This window comes from Terriglobales bacterium, assembly GCA_035561515.1.
In the GTDB taxonomy this organism is placed as follows: domain Bacteria; phylum Acidobacteriota; class Terriglobia; order Terriglobales; family Acidobacteriaceae; genus DATMXP01.
Genome location: DATMXP010000053.1, coordinates 54,188 through 72,409 on the forward strand (window position 1 = coordinate 54,188; position 18,222 = coordinate 72,409).

The following is an 18,222-nucleotide window of genomic DNA, read 5'->3' on the forward strand; positions in this document are numbered from 1 at the left end:
ACGCAGGAAAGGACGTGGTGGTACCACGTCGAGATTCTAGGCCGAAAAAACCATGAGAAAGGAAGCAGGGATTGCGATTCGCAGATTCCGGAAAAACGCGCGTATGGTGACTGGCGGCGGAGTACAGCCTGCGATCAGCGTGCCGCTAATCCTGTCGCATCCCAATCGGGTGATGAGAACTGCCGGTTCGCCGGAAAATGATCAGGGATGGTTCGAATCCACCTTCAAGTAAGCGAAGAGGAGAGACTTGCCGCTGGGCCTATGGCTTCCGCCGTTCGGTTCGACGGTCACGAACACCGCATCGATTTGAGCCAGCGTTCGGGAGTCATCAAACTTCAATACCCAGCGTTTCTTGGTGGCACTGTCGACATAAAAGATACCGAGATTGAGGGCCTGCTTGTGGTCCGGCCCGCGCCGTCCCCAGGCCTGAAAGGTGCTGGCGGCCTTCAGGCTGGCTTGATCCAGATCGTAGGCGTAAAAGATCAGCGACTTGCCCTTGGTGTAGAACACCCGGCCGTAAGGCTTCTGCGTCTCGCCGGTGCGGGCGACATCGTAGACCTCGGTAATCAACAGATCGCGCGCCCCCATCAGCTCGCGAATATCACGGTCGTGCGCCAGCAACTCCTGCTGTTGTTCGAGGGCAGCATCGCGCTCATGTAACTGTTGCGTGAGGTAGTTGACTTTGGCTTCCAGTGCCTTTGCCTGTACGGCGTCCTGGGAGGACTGCTCTGCCAGTGAGTCGAGTTGGTTCTGCAGCGCCTGAGCATTCGTCTGCGCCGCTTCGACCTTCCGCGCCAACTCGTTGCGCTGGCGGATGAGATCCGGCTGGCCAGTGTTCCCGGCGCTGAAGTCCCGCTCCAGCCGCTGCTGCGCCAGCCTCATCACGCTCATGTCAGCCGACTGCCGCTCCAATTGCCGGCGGAGCTCCGCGATCTGGCGGTCGCGTTCTTCGATCTGGGTGCGCGCAATTGCCCGCTCATGGCCGGCATCGCTCAACTGTTCTTCCAAGGCGAGGTTACGTTGCGGGCTGGGCGGTGGAGGTGTAAGGATGGCGGTACTCACTCCCCGACGAATGCCAACCTGATAGGCACAGATCCCGAGCGCCACGGAGAGCAGGATTGCAGCAGCATAAAGAGTCCACACCCGACTCCAGGTGGCGGCGCCCGCGAAAGGAAGCACGCGTGGAGTGTCAGTCGATCGCGCGGTTTCCCGTCGCTCTTTCTGAGCCGGCCGTGAAGCTTCGTCTTCGCGCGCGATGCGCGCAAAAAGCGCCGCTTCGGCCCGGTCCATCGACCAGCCGGGTCCCGGATCAATATGCTCTGGAATCTCACGCGCGGCTATGGCAGGGAGCGCGTGGCCAACCACGGCTTCGTACTGCTGCATGGCCGCGCGACACGAAGAGCAGGCCGCGAGATGCTCCCGCAGCTTCTGCTGTTCCTCGCCGGTTAGCTGGCCTGTGGTTGCAACGGCACAGAGCTCGAGGAACTCGTCATGGGGTTCGATGTGCGACAACGCCCCGGCTCCTGGGACCCACGTAGGTTGTAATCATACTGCTCAATCGCCCTAAGGCTTACTGCCAAAAATCTGCTTTCTCAGCTTTTCCAGCCCCCGGAAGTAGTGGTGCTTGACGTTTCCCCGCGTCTGGTTCAGTTTCGCCGCAATTTCCTCGAAGTTGTACCCCTCGAAGAAATAAAGCCGTAGCGTTTGTCGCTGGCCCTCAGAAAGTGCAGCAAACAGCTTCTCCAGGGCGCCGTTTCCCAATACCTCGTCGATCGAATTCCCCCCTCGTCCGGCGCTTGCGCCTGGTCCGGCCAGCTCGTGGGCCACGTCTTCCAGATCGACTTGCTTATAGAAGTGGCGGGAAGCAAGATAACGGCGGCGGGATATGGCACAGTGGCAGGTCCGCTGCAGGATCCAGAACTGCACCGGGCTCCGCGAACGGTCGAAACTCCCGCACTTACGGTGCACCCAGAGGAAGACTTCCTGCACCATATCGTCGGCTTCTGCCGCGTCACCGAGAATGCGGTACGCCACTCCCCGAACCATGCGAGCGTAGCGCCGAAAGAGCAGGGATAGGGCTTCTTTGTCTCCTGCGGTGATGCGAGCCAGCAGAATTTCGGAGGACGGTTCAGCCGTGGCCTCAGAGAGAGTCGGCGGAAAGAAAATCGTTGAGGAACCAGTGCTCGCAGCGGGGTCGCAGGGATCATCAACGCCGGCGGTTGCCGGTAGTGGACGCTCTTCCGCAGGGGAGATCAGGGAAGGGAGGCGAATCGGGAACGGAACGTCCATAAGGCCCGCGACGGACTGATCCCCGGGGATAAACCGTCTTCCACCTCCTTCTGCTAAGCTCTTGCAACCCCTTGAGTCGCTGGACTTTATCCGCAGCAGTCACCGCGACTCGCACACTGCGATGCACATTAAGTCTTTGTTTTCAATGACTTACACCAAATCTCGCCCTGAGAGCGGACTCAGTCTTACCTTATTACCGCAATCCTCGCTACGCCCTTTGTCTCATTCGTGCTTTTTGTACGGCATCGTTACCGGATGAGTTCACAGAACTGAATGTCTGGCATGCCAGACACAACGGCAAAATAGTACGCCCAAGATGAGAGCATGTCCAGCGGCAATCACGCTCTTCTGGTGCAGTTGGGGAAGCGCATCCGAGCACGCAGACGCCAAAAGCGTTGGACGCAAACTGATATGGCAGTTGCGCTAGATATAAATCGGGGACACATCTCAGATATTGAATTAGGCAAACGCGAAGTGGGGCTAATTACACTCCAAGTGATCGCCCGCGGCCTGAACACCACGATGGAGAATCTTCTAAGAGGTCTCTAGAGTTAACTCACTTCGGGAGAGACCAGCAATGAGCACCTTCGGCACCAGGGGGCGGAGGTTCACTACCCTCCGGAATTACTGCAACTACTGAAAGACACCATTCCGCTTCTTTGCCGCTCCAAGCAGGAAGTCATGCTGTTCTTTTCGGGGCGCCGGGGTTCCGGACGGACTCGTCGCCGATATCCAGAAGACCGTAGGCACGAACCCCGAATCGATTTCGAAGTTCGCCCTCGCCTCATTCCTGAATTGTGTGGGCCGAGACCTTGGCGCTGCGCAGTCTGGCAAACAGGAACGGTCCGAATATTTGTGGCGAAGCGTTCCCCCTCTTGGAAGCTAATCTCACATTCTTATCTGAAAGCTCGAACGCCTCGGAAACCCAAACGCGACGTATGATCCCTGGCCCGTTTGGTGCATGAATTTTTGTGCGCCAAAACACCGGTACGCAGGACTAGTTGACATCGCTGACCAGTTTGGTAACCCACCCAATTCCTGATTTCAGAAGACAAGCTCTAGCCGTACCGGCTAGCTCTGCCTCCGCTGCCGCCAGGCCACGCAGCTCCTCCAGAATACCTTTTAGCCTGGCCTTGAGGGTTACACTAGTCTTGATGTCCTGCTCGGACATGATGTCCTGCGCGCTCGCGATAAGCCGTCGACATCGGTTCCAGACTTGTTTCCTCTCGTCAACAAGAGCGTCTGAATCCAAGTGGAGCAAATGCACCGTTACTTTCACCCTCTCTGCGGGCCACGCTCCGATGCCACCTTCGGGAACCGGGAGTCCGGTTTCATCGAAGGAGATGAGATCCACATCATCTTGGTCCGTAGGGTCTAACAGGTATGGGTGCTCGTCGGCGCAATCACAGTCCGGACCTGTCGCGGGGTGAGTGCCTGGCCGAAGCGGGAAAAAGTCGGCTTTTCCGCGTGTAACACCGCATGCATCTTGATTAGGACGATTGCAGATATTGCCGGAGCAGCGATAGTTCGTCCACTCAAAAGCTAGCCACCAGTATCCTGTTCTTTCTGCACGATCGAGAGCGAGTGCTCGTCCTTTTGGACGAAAATGATCCACATCCCAGAAGGAGCACAGTTCTTTTGCTTCCGAATACCAGCATTTTCCATGCGATAGCGACAAGAGAAATTTTTGCAGCTTTTTTGTCGCCATAGGCTGCTGTGCTTCTTGATCAACGCTGTTCGGGACGCATCGTCCTTGGCGGCCAAGAGTTTCTTCGTGGTCTTTTTGGCCTTGGTTAGCCACTTTTGAGGAGGAGTCTTCCCGTCGATTTCAATGAGAATCAATGAGACTCCTTGGCGAGAATCTCATCCAGGACCTCTTCAGCAATCTTATTCTGTGTCTGAAGATCTTCACTAGTGAGTTGCCGTTTCTTGGAAACCGTGCGCCTGCTATACGCACGAACGAATTTGTCATAAAGCGGATCGCGAATCGTGCGAGAGATACCAAGTTCTGCGAGCTCATCTGAAAGCTGCCGAAGTTCCTTGTCCTCTTTTTTGGTCCGATGCTTCTTCGCGAAAAGCTCTCTTCGCCGATCAAATTTTTCTTGAGTATGAACGTCCAGCGTAGATGCAAGTCCGAAGAGCTCGCTTCGAAGAAGGCCGTCTATCCCCATCCCGCGGGGATCTTCCTCAGGAGGCCGAGCTGACACGGCCCCAGCCTTCGTCTCAAACATTTGCACCTGAGAGCGCGGCAAACCACCTATGAGCAGAGGGTCGTGGGTCGCAATTATCAAGTGACTGGTTTGTTGGGAACCAACGACATCCTCCAAAATGTCCAAATACTCATATTTCCAGGCTGGATTCAGGTGGGTATCCGGTTCGTCCATCAAGAAGAGTGACTCCTCGTCATACGTAAAACTCAACAAGCCCCTGACAGCAAGAAGTTGTTGCTCTCCTTCACTCAATTCTCGAAACGTAATACTACCGTCGACATTCTCCTTGCGGACCCGAATGCGCACCTCGTGGATGAGTTCCGATATGTATGTACTTTCAAGATTCTTGAAGAAGTCCAGATTGTTTCCGTATTGTTTTGCAAGCTTCTGGAGAGACGCAACATTTGGCAGAAACAGATACTGATGTTCCTCTTCCTGAGACTGGCCTCGATAACTTTGGGCCACACGGACTTTTCTGCTAGTGGGAGCAAGACAGCCATCGAACAATGCGTCTAGAAACCTACTCACTACGCCACGGGCTCCCCAAAACAGTGGATTTCCATCAGGGCGTGATTCTCTGTTCCTTGCCCAATAAGGTTCCCGGAGCACAAACAGAATTGAATCTAGGCCCGCAATCCCGAACTTTTGTTTAAGGAAATCAGTTGACGTCTTGCTGGGAAACGAAAAATAGGCAAGTAGAACAAATTGGCTGTGTATGGGGCGGGCATAAAAGAGTGGCCGAAGGGGTTGTGATTCTCCGTCTAACAGAGCTTTGTAGAATAGGTTTTGGTGCTGATCAAAATGTTTCTCAAGGCGGTTGGCAGGTCCGGAATAGTAGGCGAATACATAGTTGGGCAACAACTCTCTTTTTCGATCCAGGAATCGGCGGAAGGGCAGAGGTTCCCCATCTAAAGTGACTCGCACTCGATCTTTCGGCCGCTTCGGGTCCGCCGAGATGAGAACCCTTCTCTTGCGACACAAGTACTGGATCTCATAGGCAAACGACGGCATTTCTTCAAGATCCAAGTCGCGGAAAATTAGAACCAAGGCCTCTAACAAGTTGGACTTGCCTGAACCGTTGCGACCGATCAGAACGGTGGTCAGCTGGCTCTCGTCAAAGTCGACGTGGAATTCCCTGAGGTTCTTGAAATCTCGAATTGTGACCCAATCGATTCTCACGACACGGGTTCCAGATAGCGATCGGTCCGGCTCTCCTTCTTTTCTCTGACCAAGCCTTGGTCAACTTCGAGTTTCAGCTGTGCGTAGAATTGATCAATGTCTTCAATTCCAGAAAAATCCCACAAGTCATTTGGGCTCAATGGATGTCCAGCCGTGACGAGAGTTTCGCGTAAATATGCTGTTGAAAGAGGCCCTTTTTGCATCGTCTTGTCCGATTGTCGTTTCTTCATTGTTGGCACGCTCCTAGCACCCTCGCGCAACTTAACCACCGACTTCTTCTCTTGACGGACACGCTCCAAGAGGTCGAGTGCGCTCTCGAAGGTTCTACCCTCTTGCTCGGTTCGTTCTGATTCAGGTACGACCAACTCTCCCCGAAAAGCTTTCGCGAGAGTGCTCTGTATTATCGATCCGACGAGAGTTGTGGCTCGGTTGAGCCGAGCTTCCAGGCGGTCATAAGTCCCGAGGAGCTGACGTAGTCGGCGGACTATTTCTCCTTGCAGTTCGAGGGACGGGAGAGGCACTTCCCAACCCTTGATGATTCCTAAGTTGAGGTTTGGCTGATTCCCGCCAAACGACTCCCTGCGAAGCTTCTGATATTGACTCAACAGGAAAAGAAACACGTATTCGCGCGTGTCTTCGTGTATTCGCTCATTAATGAGTGCGGCGCAAGCTTGATTGGTGGCGGCAGGGATTTTCAGGCGGGCGATTTGACCTCGTGTTTTGCCCTCACCATACATCGCAACGAGGATTGTCTCCGCGGGGAACACCTTGGCGTTGCTGTCGCGAAGGGCAGTTTCAGTAATGTGCTCCTCGGTCTCGAAGATGTTTCCATTCTGGACCTCTCCTGTTTTGACCCAGGGAATCCTTCCCCCAGTGAAATAGCGAGGCTGCTTGCGGCTAGGAGTACCGCCGGTTCGAACTTCAAACAATGAATCGATACGTTGTGATCGCCAGCTCAACGATCCTGCTTCGTGCTGCGTAAGGCGACCAGAAAACGCTGCCTCCAAAACCGTCTGACGAAATCGCGCCAATGCTGTCGGAACCTTCGCCAGCCTATCACTGCATTTGCGAGCCCTTTCGAGCAGTACCTTAAGAGTTGAAACGATGCGGCGCTGTTCCAGCGCCGGGGCAACTCGAATCTTCAACTGCTTGATGTCTTTCTGGAAAAGGTGGGGAGTTGCAGAACCAGTGATCCGTTCGCGAGCAATTTTCTGAAACTGAGGTCCCTTAAGGTAATAAAACAGGTATTCGCTGAACAGAAGGTCATCATTCGGGCGAACTACAAGAATCGATGAGTTAACCGTCGCGTCCCCGGGCAGATCAGCAACATACCCTAGCTTTCCAATTCCAGCGCCGTCTTTCACTAGCAGAATGTCGCCTTGCTTTAAATGAATCTCAGGGCTCTCATCATACCTGGCCTGCGATATGTGATTGACCTCAGAAAAATCCACATAGTCTCCCCAATTCAAATTCGGAACAGAAAGCAGAATCGGGCCAGACGACTTGTATTCTTGAGCCTTCAACCCACGCCAACCGATGCGGCCTGCGATATAGACATGGTCACCAAGATCAATCTCAATCCACCCGTTAGGCAAGCTATTCATTTGGTCAGGGTATCCTGCCTCTCTATAAGCCCGAGGATCTCACGCAGATCATCCACAACTGCTTCTAGATCGGTGATTGCCTCTGTGGCTAGATCTTGGGGCTCCGGTATTTCGTCACCGTCGTCCAGAGATTCATCTCTCAGCCATGTAACATCGAGCTTATAGTTCCTTGCTTTCACCTCTGCCAACGAGAATTGTCGAAACCTCCCTTGATCGCCCTGATCCTTTCGTTTACTCAAGCCATTCGGATCAGGCCCGAAGCATGTCTCAAAGTCCTTGAATTGTGCCAAAGTGAGGGGGCGTTCCTTCTTTGTAATACCTGGTATGTTTGAACGGGCATCAAAAATCCAGACGGAGTCGGTCGGTCGGCCCTTTTGAAAGAAAATTACATTCGCCTTTATGCCCTGGCTATATGGTGTGAAGGTTCCGCGCGGAAGGCGAAGGAGGGTGTGCAGCGCGCAATCCTGCATGAGAATTTCGAAAACTTCGCCCGCTTTGTCCTCAAAAAGACAGTTGTCAGGCAGTACGACAGCTGCGCGGCCTCCCGGCTTAAGAATGTTGATCACGTGCTGGAGAAAATTCAGCTGCTTGTTGCTTGTCTCGACAGTGAAGTCGTCTCTGTTGGGAGCCTGGTTGGCACCCTTGGTGCCAAAAGGCGGGTTTGTCAGTACTAGGTCATAACGTTCGCCACGATCTGGATCGTAGATGGTGTCTCCCAAGTAGATTCGCGGTTCGACACCATGCAAATAGAGGTTCATCAGTGCGAGGCGGCGAGGACGCGGGACCAGTTCTTGACCGAAGTACGTCTTCGCCCTTATTCGCTTCGCGTCAGAACGTTCGAAGATTCCCTTGCTTGTGGCCACTAGCCATTCGTAGGCCGCCACTAGGAATCCACCTGTTCCGCACGCAGGGTCACAGATTGTGAAGTCGGGCCTCACCCGAGGATCTGGCTTCATTACTCGGCAAACGGATTGGATCAGCGGGCGTGGCGTGAAGTATTGTCCGGCTCCTTTCTTCCCCTCGCTGGCTGCCTTTTCAAGTAGACCTTCAAATGCAGCGCCCTTTACGTCCACATCCATCGCCGTCCATTCCTCTTCGTCGATCATGTCGAGAAGACGGCGCAGATTGACGGGATTGTTGAATCGGGAGTTCGCCTGAGTGAAAATATCGCTCAACAGGCTGCCCGAGGCACGCAGCTTTCGCAGTACCTCTGCGTAGTGATCGAGAAGCGAAGTACCGGACAAGTCTTTGAGACTGTTCCAATCAAACCCCTTAGGGACCGGGACGCCCTTCTCGTCCGCCATCTTCAAGAAAAGCAAATAAGTGAGCTGTTCAATGTAGTCACCATAGTCCACGCCGTCGTGGCGAAGCGTGTGACAAAAGCTCCAGAGTTTTTGAACAATGTCAGTCATGCAGCAATCGCCATATTGAGTTCCGTCAACAGTCCAGGCAAATATCCTTCGAAAACGTCGACAGCGCGGCTCCAACCGCCGTACCGACTTAAAGCAGGCTGGCTTTCGAAGTCTTCTTGATCGATGGAGAGATTCTCTTGCAGGTGAACACGGATTCGTTCAAGCCACTGTCGCTGCAGTTCATTAAACGAGCGCCCTCTAGCAATTTTATCGAGAGCTCGATCGACTCTTTCCGCGGCCGTGAGTAGCGGGCTCTGGGAATCTGCGGCGTGCTTCACCATTGAGATGATATCGACCATAGCCTTTTTGTACATAGTCCGGTGAGCCTTCTCTAAATTTTCCACGGTGAACCGCTGCGGCGCGGCTGAGAGCTTCTGCCTCAGCTCCTGAAGGGCGCCAGGAGACCAGTCCCGAGGTGCATTCAGAAGAATGCTAATGGCATCGATATCCGACTGATGACTATGAACGTACTGCACGAACGCGGTCAGATAATCCCGAGGCTTGTACTCGTTTCCGTCGGATCCCCGAACAAGCCATTCTGATGACACAGTGTCCTGTGTACCGTGGGCAATGAGGAAAACACGCAGTTTTCGCTGATAGTGCAACAGCAGATCTTGAAAAGCGACATCTCGCAGGAGATTCATAACTTTCGTAAAATTCTGATGGAGGTCTTGGGGCAACATCTTCGCGAACGCCGCCATATCGCCGTCGGGCACAAAGGCCGAGAATTGCTCTCGAGCCTCCCCGGACATCTCTTTGTCGATACGCTGGAGTCGCTTGACAAGACATCGGACGTTGTAGTCGCGGTCGCGATTCTGCCAAATATCTTCAATGATCTCGCTGATTGTCCTCGTTGGTGGCGTCGGCGCTTCTTCGGTAACACCTGTTGTGTCCTTGAAGTACTGCAGGAGCGTTCCATCGAAGCAGTCAAAGACTACGAAGTGAGACTTGTCCGTAAGCTTCTCGCCTTTTCGGGTACCGCGACCAATCATCTGCTCAAAAAGGATACGTGATTTGATCGGGCGAAGGAACACGATGTACTCCAGATCGGGAATGTCGACACCTGTTGTCATCATGTCGACAGAAACCGCAATTGCCGGGTGGGGGCGGTTTCGGAACTCACGAATGCGCTGCAAAGGGCGGTCTACAGTGGGACTGCCAGTTATCTTCTGAACGAATGAATCCCCGTGACCAAAAACATCGCGAGCGATATCGACGAGTTGATCGGCATGGGAGGTGTGGGGGAGATCATTCGCTGCAAAAATCAGCGTCTTAGGGAATCGTCCATACCGTTCCTCGTGCTGCAGAGTGTATCGCTTGATCTCTTCCAGGATCTTCTTGTTGGAATCGGGAGAAGTAATCTCGTGCTCAATCTTGCTTGTGTCAAACTGTCGCTCGTCTTCCAGAACATCCAGCTTCTTGGCTCCTGTCTCTGGGTTTACGAGCCCGACTTCTTCGCCTTCATTCAAAAAAATGCCATTGATTCTGACGTTGGACCTGATGTTAACTACGTCATAGTCAACCAGGAACCCTTCCTGTACAGCCCGTTCATATTCGTACCGATAGACGAGATGTTTAAAGAACGAGGTCGTGTGTGATGCCGGCGTGGCTGTAAGACCAAGCTTGATGGCATCGAAATGATTGAGTGTCATCCTCCATAAACCAGCCTGCGAGCTCGTGTAGCCCCGATGGCACTCATCCGCAACAACGAGATCAAAAACATGCGTCGGAATGTCGAGCTTAGCAGCATCTTCATCAATTTCCTCATCTCCTATTCCCCATACTGCATCCCTGCCAAAAAGATTGATTGTCATGCGCTGGATTGTGGAAATGTAGACGAAGGCACTGCCCGGTTTTGGAGAAAGCAGGTATGACGCAGGAAGAACTTTTGGATCGAATTTGTCTTCCTCGCCTAAGTCCTCCCTCCTAAACCGTTGGCTGTAGACTTCGTAAACGTTGTCGAATTTCAATCCTGGTTCAGCATCAAAGGACGCAAACGCACGCAAAGCTTGTGCAGCCAGTGCGCGCCGATCTACCAGAAACAGAATTCGCCTAGCGACGCCCGTCTTCATCAGACGGTAGATCTGATTAACGGTCGTGAACGTCTTCCCAGTTCCGGTAGCCATTGCGACAAGCATGTTTCGTTTCCGTTCTGAAATGGCCATTTCGACCGCTTGATTTGCTTCTCTCTGGTACGGTCGCACCCTGGGATGATTGTTAGGCAGCAGTTGCAGCAATCCAAGGGACTCATCAAAATCTCGCTTTAGCTTCTCCTCCAATGCTGCCGGAGTGTGAAAGAGCGAAATCTCGCGAGAACGATTCAATGCGTGTCGGATATCATGGTGCCAGATAACTTCGCCGTTCGTTGAATAAAGAAACGGTACACCGAAGTCTCCCCAACGCTGCTCGCCTTGCCAGATCCCCCGAGAGTAGCGCTCGGCCTGGGAGAGAACGTTTTGGGGACCGAGCGTTAGTTTCTTCGCCTCTACAACGGCTACAACCCGATTGTTGAGGCACAGCGCGTAGTCCGCGGGGCCGTTGGCGGTCTGGAACTCCTCGACAGCGCAGCGATCATACGACTTGGTCGCGGCGAGAGGTACGATTTGCCATCCTGCCGCGTAGAGCCTTGCGTCGATGATCTTCTTACGTGTAAGCCATTCCGAATTCGCTGGCGTAGCGGGATACATGGGCTTGGAACCGAATTGTATTTGAAAGACTTACGATTGTCTCAGACCTGTGTTTGGTAACGCGAATCCAGCGAGTACAAAACCAAGTACGTCCCTCAATGGGCCTGCTTTGGCTCGCAAAGCGCTCTCGGATTTGGCGGCCGCGCCGCCCCGCTATGTTGCAGCACTTGTAAATACACCTCTCGGGTAAACGCTGCCCTCGTGTGACGTGCGCTTAGCTTTGCATTCTGGCGGACCCTTTTTCTTCGTTGCACCACCAATGTACGGCTTGGATGTTGTCCGGATGGTCGTCTCTCCAGGATCCGCCCATGCCCTTGGGGATCTTGTGGTCCGGGACGATATCGTTATAGTCGGTAAACTCGATTCGGCAAATGGCGCAGGTCCGGTTCTGTTCCACAATCTTCCGGTCGAGAAGTTTCCGCATCTCCGCCGGCGAACGTAATTCGCGGTATCCGCGCGGGTGCTGTGCGTCCTCGATGCGCTGGACCCCCAGGCGAATGAGCTTAGGCCGGTTCGGCAGTGGTTCCCGGCCACAGCAGGAGCGGGAGTGATGCACGGGACAAAACTGGTTACGTCGCAACTTCATGACAGCCCTTCTAGTTGAACTTGGCATGGGCCGGGCAGATGGGGCCAGTGGACCACCCGAATGAAAAGACGATTCCTAAGGGAAATTCGGAGTGCAGCAGGGAACTGAAGGACCAGAGTGCTCTACAATGGTTCAGGTCCTCAGAAGGATGGCTGTATGTCGCGTTCCTCGGAGTGGATGGATTATAGCGGCGCAGGCAGTATTGGCTTGCTAATCGGGCTATGGCTGCGGTTTTGTTTGTGGCCCCTAAGGGTGCTTTTTCGCTTGCTCTTCAGCAAGCGGAAGTCAACCCGGCTCGCACATTGATCGAATTACCAGCAAATTCGTAATCGGTTAATTTCCGATCAACACGGCCTCGACTTTCGCTGCTGCATCGTCCTGCATGTGTGGCAACACATGGGAATACACGTCAAGCGTAAACGCTGCGCTCGTGTGGCCCAGCTGCTCAGAGACGACTTTCGGTGAAACGCCAACCGTCAACGCTAACGTCGCCGCGGTATGCCGCAGGTCGTAGAGTCTGATGTTCGGCAGTCCGGCCTTTTTCAAGATGGGTTTGAAGTGCTTGTAAACCAGGCTATTCACATTCACCGGTCTTCCGAACTCCGTAACAAATATCAGGTCCACTGCCTCCGGCCATTCTTCGGGGTCAACAACTGGATGTGCCGATTGCAACCGCCGTAGTTCCTTCAGTCTCGCGAGAATCCAATTCTGTAATCTGATGAGTCTTCTACTGCCGGCCCGTTTCGTCTCCCCATATTCCCACTGGCCCGTAGGTCCTTTCCGCAACGTCCGTTTAATGCTGACAGTTCCGCGTTCCCAGTCGATGTCCTGCCACTTGAGTCCGATGTACTCGCTCGGACGCATTCCAGTCGTAATGGCGACGGCGAATAAGGTTCCATACATCGTCGGCAGAGCAAACTTCAAGAATGTCTTGGCCTCCTCGACGCTGAGCACGCGCATCTCACGCCTTCGGATTCGGGGCAGCTTCAGGCCCTTGGTTGGCACTTCCAAGATCATTTCCCACCGCAAAGCTTGTCTGAAGGCGGCATTGAGGACCCAATGAGCGCCCTGGACTGTCCTCGGCGACAGTCCACGGTCCGACATCTGTTGGTACACACCTTGCACATCCAGGGGCTTGATTCCTACGATGGGATTTTTCCCAAGCGATGGACGGATATATTTCGCCAGCAGACTCTCGTAGCTTTCGTATGTCTTGCTGCAAATTTGCGGCTTGATTGTCTTGAGCCATTGATCGAGATACTGATCCAACTGAATCTTTGCACCATCTCGCTCAATGTAGGCACCAAGGTCGTTGATTTTCTTTCCGAGAAACTTCTGCGCCTGCCGCAGAGAGCCATGAACAGTACGGTTGTAATAACTGCGTTGTTTGGTTTGCGGATCAGAGCCCATCGGAATGCGAATCATCCGGGTATTGTCGCGAACTGCGATGATCTGACCTAATTTGCGAGACATGGGGACACGTTCCTTTCTGTGCCGCATGCACACAAGATCGGCACCAGTTACTTTCTAAGAATTGAAGGGGGATCTGGATTGCAGCGAGAGGCCGTCTAGAAGGGCCGCTTCCATCTTTGCGGCAGCTTCGGCCTGCATGTGCGGAAGCACGTGAGAGTAGGTATCCAGTGTGAACGCCGCACTCGCGTGTCCGAGTTGCTCGGACACTACTTTTGGAGGCACGCCTATTGTGAGGGCAAGTGTGGCACACGTATGGCGGAGATCGTAGAGCCGAATGTTCGGCAAACCAGCTTCCCGCAGGAGCGACTTGAAATACTTCTTGACCAGGTACTCCTCGTTGATCGGCTCACCACGATCGGTGGTAAAGATCAGATCCGCGAATACCGAACCTGACGCTGGCCGAGATTTCTCGGCCTTTTTCCGGAGGAGATCCATAACCCACGTTTGCAGCTTAACGACTCGGCGACTCCGGGCCCGCTTCGTGTCCGCAAAGCTCCATTGGCCTTCGTGCCTGTGAAGAGCTCGAGCGATACTGACGGTTCCGTGATCCCAGTCAATGTCCCGCCAGCAGAGAGCAAAGTATTCGCTGGGGCGCATTCCGGTAGTGAGGGCTACGGCAAAAAGGCAAGCTTGCGGAGATTTCAATGCAGTCTTTAGAAATAGCCGAGCTTGTTCGGTCGTCAACGCTTGCATTTCTCTTTGGCGCTGAGAGGGAATCTCCACTCCTCGCGTCGGATCAGTAAGGAGCAACTGCCAACGCACGGCCTGTCGCATTGCCGCGCGCAAGACGGCATGTGCATATCGAACCGTCCTGGCCGAGAGCTTCCGGTCAATCATGGTCTGATATGCGGCCTGGATTTCAAGAGGCGAGAGGGAGGCCAACATTTTCTCGCCGAGCGCCGGACGGATGTATCGCCGCAGTATGGCTGCGTAGTCGCTATACGTCTTCGCGCGAACTTTGGGTTTGACGGCCGTTTTCAGCCAGTGATCCAGGAATTCATCTACTGTGACCTGAAGACTTTCGACGCCACGGGATAAGCCTCGTTCATGCAATCTCTTTGTTAAGTACGCCTGTGCGTGACGCAAGGAACCGTAGATTGTTCGATTGTGGTAGATGCGCTTGCGCGTTTCGCGATCGCGCCCGAGATAAACGCGAACGAGCCAATGACGCTCGCCTCGCGCAATGATCTGACCAACTTTACGAGGCATATTTCTCCTTTCGCCGGAAACAGGTACAGTCTGCCGTGCAATCAACATCACATTGCCAAAGCTGTAATCGTGGAACCGTGCCATGCCCGACAGATATTCGGTAAGCACTTCACTGTGGCCTGATTCGAGCGACTGAACGATACTCGACTGCATCTTTGGTTCGGCTCTTGATTTCTTCTAATTTCATTGTTTTTCCGTTCTACGCCGTTTCCGGCTTGTTTTTTTCTTCACTTGAAGCGGCAGCGGGAAAAAACAAGCCGGAGCGGTGCGAAGGGCAGAACGGCAGCCGAGGGAGGGTGGCAGGGCGCGAGTGGCGGCGCGGTGCGTGACAAACACGTTTTACCGTTTGGCGCGACACCGGCGCATCAGCCCGAGCGTCCGAGCGTGCTGCGATCTCTGCGGCGTCCACTTGAAAGAAGGCGAGAGTGGGGTAAAGATGCACGGAGTGCCGCCGCCGTATTTTGGAGTTGCATTGCCGTAGGTATGAGCTATCTTCGTTGTACACGAAAGGAAAAAAGCTTGAGCCGCACGGCATACATTCTGGGTGCAGGATTTTCCCACTACGCGGGATTGCCTCTGCAATCAGATTTCACCAAAGAATTGCTCGCAGCTCGCGACTACGGTTCGGGGCCAAGCCGTGCGATGGTTGGATTCCTGGATCGATTTATCCATGACGTGTTCGACCACTCGAAGCAGGCGGATGCGAAATATTGGCCGGAACTTGAGGATGTGTTTACGTGTATCGATCTGGCAGCGAACACTGGACATCATTTGGGATCGTTGTATTCACCAGCGAGATTGCGGACTGTACGAAGAGTTCTGATCGCCCGAATCATGCGAATGCTGCACCACAAGTATTCATCGGCCGCGAAGCGGCAGACGCCGGACCTGAAACGCTTGTTCCACTTCGTAGAGTCAGTCGATCCAGAGAACGCGACGTTTATCAGTTTGAATTGGGACGTTTCGCTTGAGTCGGTTTGCCTCGATCGCAAGAAGAGTTGCGGAATTTCGTATGGGCACGGAATTAACGCCGCATCCTTTCCTGACTCAGGGCAAGTAATCGAATCAGAGAAGGAATCTGGGGACCCATTGTTCAAGATCACTAAAATGCACGGATCAATCAATTGGCTCTATTGCGATTGCTGCCGGCGTGTGTTTTGGTTCCATCCATCGGAAGTCACACATATTGCGGATCAGATTTTGAGCAAGGAAGAGTGGCGGGAGATTCGCCCGGATACGGCAGCGAAGCCGCGGTGGGAATGTGCAAGGTGCTCGGGCGTGGTGCTGGGGACCCGAATAGCCACATTCAGCTATCGCAAGGCGCTTGATTTCCGGATGTTTCAGATTTCGTGGTTCCGGGCAGAGGCGGCATTACGGCAATGTTCCAGGTGGGTGTTTGTGGGCTATTCGCTTCCGGGAGCGGATTACGAGTTCAAGCAATTGTTGAAGCGTGTTGAACTTTCGAAACGGACACGCCCCACCATCTTCGCCGTCACTGGCGGCAGCCCGGAAGCTGTAGACAAAGCGAGACTGAACTACAGGCGCTTTTTTGGACGAAGCATTGAGGTCGGCAAGACCTTTTTCAGCGAGGGGCTTTCCAAATCCGTGGTGTCGCAAATTGTTTAGGCAAGACCCATGGCGAGGCCGCGCAAGTTGCTATAAACAACGGAGATACCGCTATGCACCACGATTTCGATCCGGAACGCTTAAGACCCCACGAGTTCGTTTGCGAACCGGATCCGCGCAGCAAGATGTGGGTCCGTATTGACCGAGCTGCTGGCACGATCCGCGCGGCGGAGATGAGTGATCACCACAGCGACATAGCGGGGGTATCGCTGCATGCGGGCGTTCCGCAGGATATTGCGGTACAGTTTGAAACCGCTCGCAATGTTTACCTATATGCGTGGTTTGTGTATCGCTTTTACCCCGTCGCGGAGCATCAGAGTCTTGCGTGTTTGGAATTGGCTTTGCGGGACCGGCTAAAAGACGACATCCAGACCGGTAGGGTCAATAGTCGTGGCAAAAGGCCTATGCTACGGGCGCTCTTGAAATATGCGGTAGCCCAGGGAATTGTCAGAAATGAAGGTTTTGCGACGTGGCGCAATCGAGGACAGATCAACGCGCGGGCGCGCGTTGAGATGGAGAAGATCCGAGAGATGTCAGAGAAGAACCTGACGGAAATCTCGTGGGACGATTCCAACATACAAGTGACGCCGGCCGATCTGGAGTGGGACTATGCCGGCGTGCTGGTTGACACACTCCCGTTTATTCGCAACGACTATGCACACGGCAGCACGAATCTCCACAATCTCGCACTTCATACTATTCAGATTGTGTGTGAGATCATCAATCAGCTCTATAAACCTCTTGATGGAAACGGCGCTCCCTAAGCGAGATTGTCGCACCTAAAAATCCCAATCGAAGGGTTCAGCCTCATGGGCGTACTCATACAGCGTTTGGTCTATTACGTTAAACCGACTAAAGACCACCGAGATCTATTTGAGTGGGAAACGGCAATTGCCGTGATTTTTGTAAGGGCGGCGGAGCAAAGAGATGGCATCCACGGAGCTAGTGAGCTTCTTCGTTTTCAAGAGTGGCAGCCAATTCGTCTGATCTTGCACGACCCGTTATCGGCGCGTCGTGTCGTTGAAGAGGGCGGAGATGTCCTCGCTGCGTATCGAGTTGCCGAGGAAAAAGGAATCTCGTGTACGTTTTTTCCCGAGACATTTGCTCCCGGTGGGAAAAAGCTGAGAAGAATACTTTCGCCCGAATTGGGAGAAGCTTTTGTCGATCAAATTATTGAGTCATCTGGAGGACGGCGACTTACCTGTGCAGAATGCGGGATAGATTCTCGTAACGCCGACTACAGACTTGATAACTGGATTCTTGAATTGAAGGACCTTCGGGAAGAGGGGCTCGAAAAAACGACTCGGCAGGAGAAGTTGGCTCAGCTCTTTTCTGCAGAGAATTGGGGCAGTCATGTTGACATTCGCGCAGGTGATCTGAAGGACAAAGAATTGATGATCTACCTTGATGTCATCGGCGGCCCCATTAAGTCTCAGGTGAGATCGGCTGCCGACCAGATTAGAAAGACGATGGACCGGATCGGCAACTCGGATCTAAATGGCGGTCTTATATTCTTGAATACTGGATACGGCAGCCTGCCACCATCCGTCTTTGAAAAACTGGTCGAGAGATATGCGGCAAAGTACCCCGCCGAAATCGGGTTCTGTATTTGCATTAGTGCTTGGGTACTTACCAACGGATTTGATTGGGAGATACTGTTTAGTTTTCATCCTCTTGAATCGCCACATCCGATCGTCAAGAAAGTTGGCGACGCCTTTTCGGCAGTGACGAACGAATTGATGACCGAATGGGCGCGGTCAGGGTTCAAGGCGCAGCGCCCGGTCATGCCCCTGAAACCCATTGCTTTTGAGATTGCAGGACGTTCGTTTTCGTGGGAGCCCGAGCGCATCCCCCAGACGTGGCGTGAGTGATTTCGCTAGTCTAAATCTACTTCAAAGGACATAAACGTGGATTGCTCTCATGCCGATGTGACGTGGTATTAATTCG

Annotated in this window: 14 protein-coding genes; 4 read left to right on the forward strand and 10 right to left on the reverse strand. The window is 53.5% G+C overall.

What is annotated here, in order from left to right; genetic code table 11:
* The first annotated feature begins 52 nt into the window (after positions 1-52).
* On the forward strand, positions 53-232 hold the full coding sequence (locus tag VN577_22975; protein HWR17711.1) for a hypothetical protein: 180 nt from the start codon (positions 53-55) through the stop codon (positions 230-232).
* On the opposite strand, the gene VN577_22980 is transcribed toward VN577_22975, so the two are convergent.
* From VN577_22980 to VN577_23025, 10 genes are all read right to left on the reverse strand, one after another.
* Positions 202-1,512 (reverse strand): zf-HC2 domain-containing protein, encoded by a 1,311-nt coding sequence (locus VN577_22980; protein ID HWR17712.1) that lies wholly within the window; start codon positions 1,510-1,512, stop codon positions 202-204. The two genes, VN577_22975 and VN577_22980, sit on opposite strands and share 31 nt — an antisense overlap.
* Positions 1,513-1,563: 51 nt before the next feature.
* Positions 1,564-2,289 carry a sigma-70 family RNA polymerase sigma factor gene (locus tag VN577_22985; protein ID HWR17713.1) on the reverse strand — a complete coding sequence of 242 codons (726 nt, stop codon included), beginning with the start codon at positions 2,287-2,289 and terminating at the stop codon, positions 1,564-1,566.
* Between the two features lie 997 nt (positions 2,290-3,286).
* Positions 3,287-3,997 (reverse strand): hypothetical protein, encoded by a 711-nt coding sequence (locus VN577_22990; protein HWR17714.1) that lies wholly within the window; start codon positions 3,995-3,997, stop codon positions 3,287-3,289.
* Positions 3,998-4,127: 130 nt separating this feature from the next.
* Entirely contained in the window at positions 4,128-5,678 is a 1,551-nt protein-coding gene (locus tag VN577_22995) for an AAA family ATPase (GenBank protein HWR17715.1), read from the reverse strand.
* A complete protein-coding gene (locus tag VN577_23000) occupies positions 5,675-7,282 on the reverse strand; it encodes a restriction endonuclease subunit S (protein ID HWR17716.1) in 1,608 nt (535 codons plus the stop codon). Before VN577_23000 ends, VN577_22995 begins: the two co-directional genes overlap by 4 nt.
* Positions 7,279-8,694, reverse strand: a complete 1,416-nt coding sequence (locus VN577_23005) for an N-6 DNA methylase (GenBank protein ID HWR17717.1) — start codon at positions 8,692-8,694, stop codon at positions 7,279-7,281. Before VN577_23005 ends, VN577_23000 begins: the two co-directional genes overlap by 4 nt.
* Positions 8,691-11,018: a type I restriction-modification enzyme R subunit C-terminal domain-containing protein gene (locus VN577_23010; GenBank protein ID HWR17718.1), complete on the reverse strand. Its 2,328-nt coding sequence runs from the start codon at positions 11,016-11,018 to the stop codon at positions 8,691-8,693. The genes VN577_23005 and VN577_23010 overlap by 4 nt, the downstream gene beginning before the upstream one ends.
* Positions 11,019-11,595: 577 nt before the next feature.
* Positions 11,596-11,967 (reverse strand): HNH endonuclease, encoded by a 372-nt coding sequence (locus tag VN577_23015; GenBank protein ID HWR17719.1) that lies wholly within the window; start codon positions 11,965-11,967, stop codon positions 11,596-11,598.
* A gap of 333 nt (positions 11,968-12,300) precedes the next feature.
* Positions 12,301-13,440, reverse strand: a complete 1,140-nt coding sequence (locus VN577_23020; GenBank protein HWR17720.1) for a tyrosine-type recombinase/integrase — start codon at positions 13,438-13,440, stop codon at positions 12,301-12,303.
* A 54-nt stretch (positions 13,441-13,494) separates the two neighbouring features.
* Complete coding sequence (locus tag VN577_23025; GenBank protein HWR17721.1) at positions 13,495-14,802, reverse strand: site-specific integrase; 1,308 nt, start codon at positions 14,800-14,802, stop codon at positions 13,495-13,497.
* Between the two features lie 366 nt (positions 14,803-15,168).
* Here VN577_23025 and VN577_23030 point away from each other — a divergent pair, with 366 nt between their 5' ends.
* The 3 genes from VN577_23030 to VN577_23040 are packed head-to-tail and all read left to right on the forward strand — an operon-like array spanning position 15,169 to position 18,146.
* Positions 15,169-16,275, forward strand: a complete 1,107-nt coding sequence (locus tag VN577_23030; GenBank protein ID HWR17722.1) for a hypothetical protein — start codon at positions 15,169-15,171, stop codon at positions 16,273-16,275.
* A gap of 53 nt (positions 16,276-16,328) precedes the next feature.
* Positions 16,329-17,039: a hypothetical protein gene (locus VN577_23035; GenBank protein HWR17723.1), complete on the forward strand. Its 711-nt coding sequence runs from the start codon at positions 16,329-16,331 to the stop codon at positions 17,037-17,039.
* Positions 17,040-17,084: 45 nt separating this feature from the next.
* Complete coding sequence (locus VN577_23040) at positions 17,085-18,146, forward strand: hypothetical protein (GenBank protein ID HWR17724.1); 1,062 nt, start codon at positions 17,085-17,087, stop codon at positions 18,144-18,146.
* Positions 18,147-18,222: the final 76 nt, after the last annotated feature.